This is a genomic window from Limnohabitans sp., assembly GCF_038134685.1.
GTDB lineage: Bacteria > Pseudomonadota > Gammaproteobacteria > Burkholderiales > Burkholderiaceae_C > Limnohabitans_A.
This window is the reverse complement of sequence record NZ_JAYPVP010000018.1, coordinates 1-12,866: the sequence shown is the minus strand read 5'-3', so window position 1 is coordinate 12,866 and position 12,866 is coordinate 1. Positions and strand designations below refer to the sequence as shown.

Below are 12,866 nucleotides of genomic sequence, written 5' to 3'. Positions count from 1 at the left end.
AGCCAACCCGTTATCCGATCGCAGCAAGAACGGCTTGCTGACCCAGCCCAAGCACCCGTACCGGGTGATCAAGGCTTATTCCAGCGCAGCCTCGGCCGTTTTGGAGCGCCCGCTGCGACTCAAATGCCAGCCCATGAGCTGGAAGACCCGCTGCCCCTTATTCTTGTTGAAGTCCAGCAGGTGCGCCACCGTACGGTAGCCAAACGATGGGTTCTCTTCAATCATGGCCTTGATGGGTTTCACAAACTGTTCCTGCAGCTTGGGCTGCCCTTTGGTTTCGCGCTAGTACACCGTACGCCGGGCCACTCCAAACCACTGGCACAGCTTGACCAGGCTGACCTCGATGCCATCCGCTTTCAATCCCTGCTGAAGGCCCAAGATCATTTCTCGTCCTCGTTGCCCAGCAGGGAGGCCAGCTTTTTTCTGGCGCGTAACTCCAACATGGCTTCGCCGTAGGCCGACTGCAAATCAGCAAGTTGGCGTTCGTACTGTTCCTTGATCTCCAAAGGCTTGGCCCTCAGGGCGTTCTCCATGCCCTTCTTGGCATCATCCACCCATTCCTCAGTTTCCGAGGGCGGTAGATCAAACGACCGGCTGGCCTCTGCCACCGTCGTTTTGCCTTGAATAATTTCCATGACCAAGGCCGCTTTGCGCTTGGCCGTCCAACGTTTGATCTCGTCTTCCATCAGTGTGCTCATCTGTGTTTCCTTTAAAGATAACACCTGAGCAGTTTTTCACTGGGTCAAGACAGTTCGCCTGCTGCCATGGACCAAAGGCCCGAAATTTGTGCAGTCCGCCTCTAAGCTGGTTTACAGTGAACTTCGACCAAAATCTTAAAAAACAATAAGATTTAATTCACACCACCCAAACCACCTCAAACCATGGAATCATTAACTCCGTGGATTTTGAAGATGGTCTTCAAAACACATCAACCAAGCTGGACTAACCTCCCAGGCTAGTGAAGTTTTCGAGATGCTTCAACAACCTGAATAGTGCAAAACAGAGGATGCTCTGGTTAGGCTCATTAATTTCAAATTCAAAACATGAACTCAAAAAACACATATATATCACCGGCACTGGCCGCAAAAGAGCTGGGGTTGAGCACAACAACCATTCAAAAATTGGTGGATAGCGGTGAATTGAAAGGAGTGACCACAAAAGGAGGCCATCGACGTATTTTTACCGACTCTCTAAATTCGTATAAATCATTATCTGGTTACACATATAAAAATACTTCAGATTCAAAAATTGCCATCATTCATTCTGGCAGTGACATCGACAAGGATTTCTCACTCTTTGAGAAGTCTGGGCAAATCACTGTTTTTATAAATGCATTCGAATTCCTAATTTCAAACTCCAGAGCCAAATCTATCTTTATTGATGCTCGCCACGAGTGGGTTCAATCCATCAATCAGTTTTCATTCTCTCCAAATAATATCAATCCAAATGTTTTCATTTACAACTGTGAAAAACTACCCGTCAACAGTCCCTGCTGGAAACTAAAGCCAGAGCGACTCATATATGGAAACATCAACTCTCACTTTGTGATCGGTTTTATGTCTGCTACCTAGTCACCGAAGGACAACTCATTTCAAGCACAGCACATCGATGATCTGAGTTTTGCAGGCGCTTTGGCCGATTATTTCATGCAATTTCACCTGCGGTGTCGTCGAAACCGGTGTCAGCAACAGGCACAACAAAAGGCCAGGGCTTTTTGGGCGATCACTCTCAGTAGCCAGCAGATGTGTTGCCCAGCGGACCGTCGGAAGACTCCCCCAAGGGTGTTTGAACGGAATGTCCTTAGTTCCAAGGAACGATTGCTCAAACTATCCAGTCAGCAGGAAGGTCTACGCTCTAATCGAACACGACCTTATAAAGGAAATTTTTTCCTTTACTAACAAGATCAAGATACAAAGAACAACAAAACCGTGCCCAAATAGCAATTTGTTACCCATCAACCAAATTAGACGGAAAAAAGTTCAACATATATTCCGAAATCTTGAATACATCAATGAACATCAATTCCTTGTCGCCTTTTAACACACTGGCCCTCCTGGAAGATGATCAGGACTTTGCGTCAACACTGACCAAGGGTCTTACTGAGTCTGGCTACTTGGTTAACCATTTCAGTACTGGCACCGAATGCATCAAGTATCTGAAAAAAAATAATTTTGATGTTTGCATCTTTGACCTTAATCTGCCCGACATCAGCGGGTTAGAAGTCATGCAGCAGCTCAAAGCGATTGAACGCATGCCTCCAGTGATTTTTCTGACCAGCGACGACACTGAACACACCATCGAACGCATCCTTCTCGCTGGCGCAGACGACTATGTCATCAAACCGCCCAGCCTGCCCGTACTACAAGCGCGCATTACGGCCCTATTGCGACGCGCTAAAAACAACACCCCCCCCATCGAACAACTGGGCTCACTGACCATTGATCATGTGCAACAGCAGATATTCCTGGATGATCAACTGGTCAATCTCACCGCTATGGAAACAGCACTTGCTTTTGCATTGCTAAAGCGACGTGGAGAAATTGTCTCCCGGAAAATGCTCAACGAAATCATGGGTGTCGACGACATTGAGATTGACACACGGAGACTGGATGTTCACATCAGTCGGATTAGAAGCAAACTCAAACTGAGCACTGCCAATGGATGGAAGCTGTCATCCATTTACCAACGAGGCTACAGGATTGAGCAATTCAGTGGAGAGTAAAAAATGTTCATTCCAAATCTTCAATCATGGCGCACAGTCTCGATCTGCGCTCTACTACATGCGGTGCCGATCAGTGGTTTTTCTCAGCCGATTACTGTACGTTACACCGTCCGCCCCGCAGAAAGCCTCGACAAAATCAGCCGTCAGCAATTAACAACCAGATACACTTGGGCGGACCTCGCACGCGTCAACCAACTGGACAATCCAGACAGACTGAGAATCGGCCAGCAGCTGCAAATCCCCGTTAGCTGGCTGGCCGCCAAGCCTGCGGGCGCCAAAATCACCCACCTCGCGGGCGATGTGCAAGTTGCAACCGAAGGGCAGCCATGGCAGACGGCAAGACCGGGCACCGATTTGCTGACAGGACATCGCATCAAAATCGGGGCCAACAGCAGTGCCAAGCTGCAGTTTGCTGATGGGTCAGAACTGGCACTGCAGCCCAACTCGGAACTTGCACTGGACACCGTTAGCCTCTATGCACGCGGACTCATGACCGACACGCGCCTGCGTCTGCAGTCAGGCAGGGTAGAAGTACATGCCAACCCTCAAGGGCGTAAGCACCAAAGGCTTGACATCATCACCCCATCGGCCATCACAGCAGTACGTGGCACCCAATTCATGATCGAAGGCCAAGCTGGTCAAACCATCACTCAGACCGTCGAAGGCCGGGTACACATGTTCAACCCGCAGGGTTCGGCCATGATCTCTGCTGGCTACGGCAGTAAAGTCGAAAGCGGACAAGGCCCGACAACTCCAACCCCCACGTCTGAGGCTCCCCAGATACAACAGGCGCAAGTCCTTTTCCAGGACTATCCAATACATTTCAAAGCGCTAGCTCCCGGCCAAACAACAGACTGGATTAGTCAAGCGGGCCCGACGGACGGCAACACAATGCTGACCATCTCCACACAACTCAAAACCACCCAATCTGACTTTGACCTCGGACCCTTGACAAGTGGCAAATACCAGTTGCGTACCTGGTACATCGATCCCCAAGGAATGCCGAGCCAAATCGCCACGCACAATTTTGAAGTTGCGATCCCTAGACAATTACTGCGTCCAGCAGTTGCCATACCGGCGCAATGGGTCACAAAGAACCTCCAGCTTGACCTACCCCCGCCTCCTGAAGGAAAACGCTATCTCTTGAGCCTGAGCCAAGACGACGAAGGCCGGCAAATCGTCTGGTATGCGTCCAACGCATCACCCACGATCACCCTTCCCAAACAATCCCAGAGCCAGACAAGCCCCTACAAACTCTGGATATGGGTGTATTGAGACACCCCCTCAAGAGCGACCTCTGGGTCACGGCCCTGCTGCTGCTGGCTCTGAGCCTGCCTTTGGCGCTAAGTGGGGTAATCTCACGCCTTGACAACCTGCTCTACGATGTCGGTCAAAAATTCAACTACCGAACACCACCTGACGATATCGTCATAGTTGCCATCGACGAAAACAGCCTATCTCAGCTGGGACGTTGGCCTTGGTCACGCCGACATCATGCCCAGCTCATCGAACGTCTCCACGACAGTGGAGCCAAAGCCATTGGCCTGGACATTCTCATGTCCGAACCCCAACTCGATGACCCCCTTGCTGACAAGCAACTGGCTCAGGCCATTCAAAAAGCCGACAACGTTGTATTGCCACTGGTCATTGAGCAAGTCCGTCAGAACGGCCAACTCGTTGAAAATCTGCCTATTTCTTCGCTCGGCAGCCAGGCCAAAGGTATCGGTCGAGTGCATGCCGAACTCGATACCGACAGCATCGCCCGCAGTATTTTCCTTTGGGAGGGCATAGGCCAACCCAGCTGGCCCCACTTTGCGCAAGCCATGCTGAGCACGGCCAAACAATTGCCCACCGCTGTGCCCCTGAGCGCCCCCCACAGCCCCAGCAACCAAAGCACCGTAGGCCGACAACAACACGCACAACGCTACATCCAGTTCAGCAGCGGCCAACACCACTTCCCATCCCTGTCATATGCTCAAGTGCTCCAAGGTCAATACCTGCCAGACGCATTCCGAGACAAGCTGGTCCTTGTGGGCGCTACGGCAGCAGGACTAGCCGACAGCATCCCCACCCCTATTTCAGGACTGCGCCAACCCACCCCCGGCGTCGAATTCCTCGCAAACACGCTCGTCTCCATGCGCGAACAAAGCCTCATTCAAACCACCCCACTGTGGTTGACCATGCCGGTCACCAGCGCGCTCGTCCTGTTACCACTGCTGTGGCTACCACGGACATCACCCCAAGCAGGACTTCACATCACCTTGTGTTTCGGCTTGTTGGTGCTGATTGTCAGCATACTGCTGCCTCTCACGCTTTATTGGTGGCTACCCACCAGTGCCGCCTTGGTCGGCATCTTCAGCGCTTACCCCTTGTGGGCTTTGAGAAAACTGCAAGCGGCCACACGCTTCCTGGATCAGGAAATCGTACGTCTGGGCCAAGAGCTGACCAAATGGGCAGCACGCCCAGACACAGGCACCCACCCCGACCCGATTCAGAACCGCATACAGCACATACAGATGGCCACACAACGACTTGTGGCCCTCGACAACCAGCAACGCGAGACCTTGGCCTGCATATCGCACGACATACGCTCCCCCATTGCCAGTGCTGCAGCACAAGTCAAGCAAGAACTCGGCGAGAACAGCTCGACCTATCGCCAGCTCAGCAAAGTTCTGCATTGGACAGAAGACTTTTTGCACACCTCACGAGCACAAATGCTCGACCCCGGTCAATTTCAACCCCTCGATCTGATTGACCTCCTGCACCAGGTCGTGGACGATTTTTACTTGCTGGCCAAAGAGCGCCAACTGGAGATTGACGCCGATTTGCCCTCGGAGCCTCATTGGGTGCACGGTCACTTTGACAGCCTCAACCGCGCCGTCGCCAACTTGCTAGGCAATGCTCTCAAATTTTCGCCACCCCATGGGCGAATCAGCATCAGCGCCGACTGCCCCGACCAGTTCGTCATCGTCGCCATCCGCAACGAAGGGCCAGAAATTCCTGCAGATCAACTCAGTCACATATTCAAGCGCTTCGGCCAGGCCAATACCCCGCAGGCCCGCAAAAGTAGCGGTGTAGGGCTTGGTCTGTACTACGTCCAAACAGTCGCTGAAAAACACGCTGGCACCCTGCATGTCACAAGCCAAACAGGCATCACCGAATTTTCACTGCGCATACCGACAAGCCCCCACACGGCCGGTTAGCCCAACAAGCTGCGCCAAGGTCTTTTCTGCAAACTTTAACAATGTAGCTCTTTTTGCTATCACACTGAGCTACCATTTTTAACAGCATACAGCCGAATTAATATTTCTTAGCATTTGCCTGACACCGTTTGAATGATGTGAAAGGGCAAGCAAATGCTGAACTACACCACGGGCACTCGCCCCCAACTGGCCCCTCATGTTTTTGAGCGGATGGGCGTTTATCGACGTGAAGTCTTTATCGACCGTCTGGGCTGGGACCTGCCGATCATTGACGGCATGGAGCTCGACGAATTTGACGACCTTAATGCACTTTATGTGTGTTCGCACGACAACAACGGGCAAGTCAATGGCGTGGCAAGACTGCTACCAACCACTGGCCCTTACTTGATGGGGAAAGTTTTTCCCCATCTGTGGGCTGGCGCAACATTGCCCCAAGACCCACAAGTTTGGGAGCTCTCACGCTTCGCGACATCTGACCTCGACAACATACCAGGCCTTGCTGCAACGTCAACACCCACGACTTCTGCATCCCAATTGCTGCACCGAGTGATTGGGTTAGCCGCATCCAAAGGCGCACACAGCTTGATCACTGTGACCACGGTCGTTCTTGAGCGTCTTCTGCGCCAAAAAGGGTTTCAGGCAAAACGCACAGGCTTGCCCGTGATGCACCTTGGCACCCCCATAGTTGGCCTCAACATTTCCATAGATAACCACCACATCTGACAACCACTATTTCGGTTTTTCTTCAACTGTCCGACGGCAATTCAAAACATGGAGAAACAAAATGCGCTATCTGCAACCGATCATCAAAACAACTGTTGTCTTGTTCAGCAGCCTCAATCTGCTGGCTTGCTCTAGCCTATCAACACTGTCGTCGCACGAATATGAAGACTTCATCGCGCTTGAGAGCAACCAACGTGTCATCAATGTCGCGACCGTAACATGGCAGGCCGTGGACAACGCAACTGAAACATGCCGACAAATCATGCTCAGAGGCCAAAGCAAGGAAGAAAGTGACTGGGCTTATATCACCCCGCCACTGGCTTGTTCAGTATGGAGCCCCAGCAAAAAAACCTGCACCATCCTCCCAGCCAAGAGAACCAATCACACGATTCTGGGACATGAATTGAGGCATTGCTTTGAAGGTCAATTCCACAGCCACCCTTCATCAGCGCTGGCAAAGAGAGGCGATCAGCACTGAACAGCCCCACACCTTCGCTGAAAAAGCATACACAGATCAATCACGTAGAAGGTGTGGTGCAACTGATATTCTGTGCCACAGAATCTATCCAACATTGCGCGTCCACCCAAGTCGCCAGAACATGCAGGTTCTCCGCCCAGGACAAAGGCACCCCTTGCAGGTTCAATAGTTGAATATTGGTACGTGGAAGATTGACACGCTGCCACTGCACGGTATGCGGATGAACACTAATCAGCCAATCCCATCCAATAGAAGCAGACGCAAGGCTTGGGCCGATCCACTCGGTAAAGCCACTCATGGTGGTGACTGAACCGCATCGCCGAACATGGACCTCGGGAGCACACTCCGCATCGGCAGCAGAGTAAAAATGGCTGATACGCAATTTCAAGAGATCGTGAATCCTGACTTGCACCAAACCTTGATCAGTGATGTTCATGCTTGCAGTATGCTGCTTTCGCAAGAAAAATCAAGTGAGCAAACCCAGCAACGCTGCCCGAGCCACAGCAGCTGTTTTATTGGGCGCCTGTAATTTTTCGAACACATTTTTGAAATGAAAATCCACCGCACTTTTACTCAAACTGAGGATATCCGCAATATCCTGAGAAGACTTCCCATCGGCCGCCCACTGCAACACGGCACGCTCGCGAGGCGTCAGACGCACAGCCAAATTCACCTCCTCGGCCTTCAGCGCCCGTGACAGAGCCACATGAGCCACCTGCACCAACCACCTCATCTGGATCTCTTTTGCTTCAAGCTCACTGGCCGTTAATTGACCACTGCTCCGAGACAAACTCAGCAAGCTGGCACTGCCATCGATCATCAGACTCGACTGCGCCCAGCCCGTAGAAATGCCGAAATCTTGTACATCCGACCACAATGCCAAATTGGCTGCAAACGTCTCGTCACTCCAAATCATTGGCTTGGTGCTAATGCGGCCATTGATGACAGTAGGGTCATTGAGCATATGCTGCTGCTCAGCGTACCGCTGACGCCATGCATCAGGGTAATTGTCCAGCAGCAAAATTTTCGGCCTAGTGACCGGATAAGGCAGCTGCAGACCAAATGAAACATACTCGAAGCCCAGATCACGAACAGCATTCTGAATTTTTATAAAAATACTCTCAGAGTCATGCTCAGGGGAAACCAGTAAATTTAACAAATCCTCTTGCCATCTCCCCATACAAGCCTCACTCTCTACAGTTGGTGTCAGAGCCGGTTCAGATCAAGTGCACCGCCATTATGCAATCTCCGAGCCTCGCGCATGCGCATCACATCACCTGCAAGACAGCGTAGTATTGGGAGGCACCATCTGACGACCACACCTGTCCCCACTGGTTCAGGTAGGTGGGTGATCCATCAATAGTTGTTGAGCTCCAATACTGTCCAGGCGCTGGCCAAGGCCAGCTTGGATCCAAAAAGGTCTCAAGACTTGAGCCGTTGTAGGCGTCCCAAATCGCCAGCAGGCCGTCATAGGTGCTGTTGGTTTCACTGGGACTGCTCACCGCAGTACCTGGTTTCGCACCCTCAGTGGCTGCCCCTTGCAAGCCCAAGCTCGGCAACTGCAGCTGAACACCATTGAAGGTCCCGCTGTTCAACCCGGCAGCAAGCAAGTCGTCCATGCTGATGCGATCCGCGAAATCCAAAACCCCGTCAGGATCAGGGCCGCGGTCCAACACGTAATACCAATTGCCCTCAACCTGCAACCCCAAAATCAGCTGCCCATGGCTGCCCAGGTCAATCACCTCATCGCCTGCCTTCTGAATCAGGTAGGGCTGCGCATCCGCTTGCGCTGCCTGAGCAAGGGCATTGCCTGCGGCATCGCTCACGCCACCACTTCGAACGCCCACCACCAAATTACCGCTGCCAGAGGCCGTTGACGGTGTCACCTCCACGGTGTAGGTGCTGTCATCCACCTTGGTCAGTTGACTGGCTGTGAAACCCGAGCTCACAGTAATGTCCTCCAAGGTGAAGGAAGTCCCCACCGATTCACTGAAACTGAAGGTATAGGTCACAACCCCATACGCTGTGCCACTGGCGTCGTCAGTGATGGTCACAGTTGGTGCCTGCGCATCCACCGCCGTCACCGCCGTTGCATCAGACACATTGCCGCCCAAGTCGCGCACCTTGATGCTGCCTTCAAAGCCATCGGACAAGCCGCCCGCGATGGTGTTTGCAGCCATGTGCCACTGCCCACTGGCATCGGCATTGGTGCTGGCGATCTCCTGGTCACTGGTGTTGTACAGAAACACCGTGGCGTAGGCCTCTGCGCTTCCGCTCAGGCCAGCAGCGTTGGCCACACTGAGCTGCGCCGGCTCTGGAGGCGTGGTGTCCTCCACCACCGACACGGTACGCGGGTCTGAAACATTGCCAGCAGCGTCTTTAGCGGTCACGCTGCCCACAAATCCGGTCGCTGTACCGCCCGGGAAACTGGCAGCAGCAATGCTCCACTGGCCACTGCCGTTGGCCTGCGTGCTGGCCACAACCTGCGAATTGGCGTCAAGCAGCTCGATGGTCGCGTTTGCCTCAGCCAAACCGCTGATCCCGCTGGCTCCGACCAGCTGCAGCACAGGCTCATTGGGAGCCAGGCCGTCAATGGCGCTGACCGTGGTGGCCAACGACACATTGCCCGCCGCATCCTTGGCCTTGAGCTTGCCCACAAAACCGTTGCTGGTGCCGCCGGGCAAAGCGCTGGCCGCAATGCTCCAATGGCCGTCTTGGTTAGACTGCGTCTCGGTCACCATTTCATCGTTGGCATCGAACAAAGTGATGGTGATGTTGGCCTCTGTCGTACCACTCAAACCAGCCGCGTTGGCGGTGTCCAGCACAGGAGCGTCTGGCGCCTGGCCGTCGATGGAAGGGATGAATGTAAATTCGCTGCTTGGCCCCCCCATGCCCTTGAGCGTGACGTAACCTGTAAAGCCATCGATCTCGCCACCAGGAAATTGGCTGGAGTCAATAAACCATTGGCCGACCTCGTCCACGAGCGTTCGATAAGAGTAGTCGTACTGGTGCTGCGTATCGTAAAGATCCTTCTGCGCAGTTGTATGCAAATAAACAATCGTCGAAGGCTGTCCGGTGCCTGACAAGCCTGAGGCATTGGCAGTCAAAACAATGGGGGCGCTGGGCGCGTTCGAGTTTGCCGTTTCTGACACAGGGGTCGGGCTAGATACATTCCCGTTTGCATCGGTGGCCGTCACACTCCCCTCGAAGGTCCCATCAAACTGGCTGATGTTTTCCAAAACCCAATAGCCTTGACCATCCGCCGTGGTTGTACCGATCAAATTGTTGGATGCATCGAACAATTTGATCGTTACATCAGGCGAAGAAATTCCCTCTATCGTCCTGAGATCTATAGTGGCTGGCACGGGTGGCGGGGGCGGATTGGTCGTCGTGAAGTTGAGCGTACTGTCATCGGCAATCCCGGCATAGGCATTGCCCGCCAGATCTGTAATGACGGTATTGTCAATGCGTACAGCGTACTGCTTGCCAACTTCGAGGTTCGACGACGGATCAACGGTGAGGGTCTTTTTGTTGCTTGACAGGGTGACCGAATGGGCGCCCAAGTTGGCCAGGTCAATCGTCACATCCGTCGCCCCATCAAGCGCCTTGATCTGAATAGTGCCTGCGCTGCCCAGCTGGACTTCCTCATTGAAAGTGAAAGTCAATTTCCCCTTGTAACTCACCGTGCCATCATCTGCGGGGTTACTGCTTTGCAAAGTAGGGCCGGTGTTGTCCACCTCGTTGCTCGGGTCGGTCAGCGTCGTGAAGTCGGCCACCGTGGCGGCGTTGCCCGCTTTGTCGGTGATGCTGCTGCCCAGCGCCGTCTTGAGCGCCGCCTCGTCAACCGTGATGGCGCCGCTGTCATTGGCCCCCACCGTGTAGGTCAGCGTCAGGTTGTTGCCGCTGGTGCTCCAGCTGGCGCTCTTGCCTGCTCCACCCACTTGGATCACTGTGCTCACATCGTCCGCGGGCAAGCCAGTCAAGCCACTGGCGTCCTCGCCCAGGTCGATGGTCAAGACCACCTTGTCGCCCTCTTTGAGGTTGACGCTCTTGGCGTCGCCAGCGCCGTTTTGGGTTTCCAGGCTCAGCGCAGTCGCGCCGATACTGGGCGCCGACGTATCCACCGCGTTGCCGGGGTCGGAGAGGTTATTGAAGGTAGCGATGGTGGCAGTGTTGCCCGCCGCGTCCTTGATATTGCTGCCCAACGCCGTCTTGAGCGCCGCCTCGTCAACCGTGATGGCGCCGCTGTCGCTGGCCCCCACCGTGTAGGTCAGGGTCAGGTTGTTGCCGCTGGTGCTCCAGCTGGCGGTTTTGGCTGCGCCACCCACCTCGATCACGCTGCTGTCATCGCTCGTGGGCAAGCCAGTCAAGCCACTGGCAGCTTCGCCCAGGTCGATGGTCAAGACCACCTTGTCGCCCTCTTTGAGGTTGGCGCTCTTGGCGCTGCCTGTGCTGTCTTGCGTGGCAAGGCTCAGCGCAGTCGCGCCGATGCTTGGGCCTGTGTTGTCCACCACATTGCTCGGGTCGGTCAGGTTGTTGAAGGTCGCCACCGTGGCAGCGTTGCCTGCCGCATCCTTGATGTTGGTGCCCAGCGCCGTCTTGAGCGCCGCCTCGTCAACCGTGATGGCGCCGCTGTCGCTGGCCCCCACCGTATAGGTCAGGATCAGGTTGTTGCCGCTGATGCTCCAGCTGGCGGTTTTGGCTGCACCGCCCACTTTGATCACGCTGGTGTCATCGCTCGTGGGCAAGCCACTCAGCACGCTGGCCGCTTCGCCCAGGGCTATGGTCAGCACCACCTTGTCGCCCTCTTTAAGGTTGGCACTCTTGGCAGCACCGGTGCTGTTTTGCGTGGTCACACTCAAGGCATTGGCACCGATGTTCGGCCCTGAAGTGTCCACCGTGTTGCTGGGGTCGGTGAGGTTGTTAAATTCAGCCACCGTGGCAGCGTTGCCCGCAAGGTCGGTGATGCCGCTCTCTTCCAGGATCGTCTTGAGCGCCTCCTCATCAATCGTGATGGGACCACTGTCACCCGCCGTCAACTCATAGGTCAACGCCAGGCTGTTGTTGTCGGTGCTCCAGCTGGCGGTTTTGGCCTCTCCATTGATCAGAATGACCGAACTGTCTTCGGTCTCTGGCAAACCTACAAGGTTATCTGCAGCTTCGCCAAGATCGATGGTCAAAACCACCTTGTCGCCCGCTTGAAGAGTGGTGCTCTTGGTACTGCCCCCACTGTCTCGCGTGGTCACACTCAAGGCATTGGCCACAATGCTCGGCGCCGAGGTGTCCACCGCGTTGCTCGGGTCGGTCAGGCTGTCAAAGTCAGCCACCGTGGCGGCGTTGCCCGCTTTGTCGGTGATGCTGCTGCCCAGCGCTGTCTTGAGCGCTGCTTCGTCAATGGTGATGGCGCCGTTTTGGCTGGCCGTCACGGTGTAGGTCAGGATCAGGTTGTTGCCGCTGGTGCTCCAGTCGGCGCTCACGCCCACAGCGTTGACCAAAATGGCCGTGTCGTTGGTGCTGCCCGTCGTGGGCAGGCCCACAAAGCCGTCTGCAGCTTCGCCCAGGGCGATGGTCAGCACCACCTTGTCGCCCTGTTTGAGGTTGTCGGTCTTGGCGTCGCCTGCGATGTCTTGCGTGGCCAGGCTCAGCGCATCCGCTGCAATGGAGGGCGCCGAGGTGTCCACCGCGTTGCTCGGGTCGGTCAGGCTGTCAAAGTCAGCCACCGTGGCGGCGTTGCCCGCTT

Annotated in this window: 11 protein-coding genes; 6 read left to right on the top strand and 5 right to left on the bottom strand. The window is 54.5% G+C overall.

The features are described from left to right. Positions 1-75 precede the first annotated feature (75 nt). Positions 76-243: a hypothetical protein gene (locus AAFM15_RS08665; RefSeq protein WP_341686319.1), complete on the bottom strand. Its 168-nt coding sequence runs from the start codon at positions 241-243 to the stop codon at positions 76-78. A gap of 137 nt (positions 244-380) precedes the next feature. Continuing rightward, positions 381-698, bottom strand: coding sequence for a DUF1153 domain-containing protein (locus AAFM15_RS08660; RefSeq protein ID WP_341686318.1), 318 nt, complete (start codon positions 696-698; stop codon positions 381-383). Positions 699-1,043: 345 nt separating this feature from the next. Between AAFM15_RS08660 and AAFM15_RS08655 the strand changes: the two genes are divergently transcribed. From AAFM15_RS08655 to AAFM15_RS08630, 6 genes are all read left to right on the top strand, one after another. Beyond that, positions 1,044-1,571: a helix-turn-helix domain-containing protein gene (locus AAFM15_RS08655; protein ID WP_341686317.1), complete on the top strand. Its 528-nt coding sequence runs from the start codon at positions 1,044-1,046 to the stop codon at positions 1,569-1,571. Positions 1,572-2,011: 440 nt separating this feature from the next. After that, positions 2,012-2,722, top strand: a complete 711-nt coding sequence (locus tag AAFM15_RS08650; protein ID WP_341686316.1) for a response regulator transcription factor — start codon at positions 2,012-2,014, stop codon at positions 2,720-2,722. A 3-nt stretch (positions 2,723-2,725) separates the two neighbouring features. Further along, positions 2,726-3,997 (top strand): FecR domain-containing protein, encoded by a 1,272-nt coding sequence (locus tag AAFM15_RS08645; RefSeq protein WP_341686315.1) that lies wholly within the window; start codon positions 2,726-2,728, stop codon positions 3,995-3,997. Next, complete coding sequence (locus tag AAFM15_RS08640; RefSeq protein ID WP_341686314.1) at positions 3,985-5,925, top strand: CHASE2 domain-containing protein; 1,941 nt, start codon at positions 3,985-3,987, stop codon at positions 5,923-5,925. The genes AAFM15_RS08645 and AAFM15_RS08640 overlap by 13 nt, the downstream gene beginning before the upstream one ends. A 153-nt stretch (positions 5,926-6,078) precedes the next feature. Next, positions 6,079-6,648: an acyl-homoserine-lactone synthase gene (locus tag AAFM15_RS08635; protein WP_341686313.1), complete on the top strand. Its 570-nt coding sequence runs from the start codon at positions 6,079-6,081 to the stop codon at positions 6,646-6,648. A gap of 61 nt (positions 6,649-6,709) precedes the next feature. After that, positions 6,710-7,126, top strand: a complete 417-nt coding sequence (locus tag AAFM15_RS08630) for a hypothetical protein (protein ID WP_341686312.1) — start codon at positions 6,710-6,712, stop codon at positions 7,124-7,126. 40 nt (positions 7,127-7,166) lie between these two features. Here the strand turns inward: AAFM15_RS08630 and AAFM15_RS08625 are convergent, their stop codons facing one another. The 3 genes from AAFM15_RS08625 to AAFM15_RS08615 all read right to left on the bottom strand — a co-directional run. After that, on the bottom strand, positions 7,167-7,562 hold the full coding sequence (locus AAFM15_RS08625) for a DUF4902 domain-containing protein (protein WP_341686311.1): 396 nt from the start codon (positions 7,560-7,562) through the stop codon (positions 7,167-7,169). Positions 7,563-7,592: 30 nt separating this feature from the next. Then, a complete protein-coding gene (locus AAFM15_RS08620) occupies positions 7,593-8,306 on the bottom strand; it encodes an autoinducer binding domain-containing protein (RefSeq protein WP_341686310.1) in 714 nt (237 codons plus the stop codon). An 88-nt stretch (positions 8,307-8,394) separates the two neighbouring features. Continuing rightward, positions 8,395-12,866, bottom strand: a 4,472-nt coding sequence (locus tag AAFM15_RS08615) for an Ig-like domain-containing protein (RefSeq protein WP_341686309.1), incomplete at its 5' end; no start/stop codon positions are given.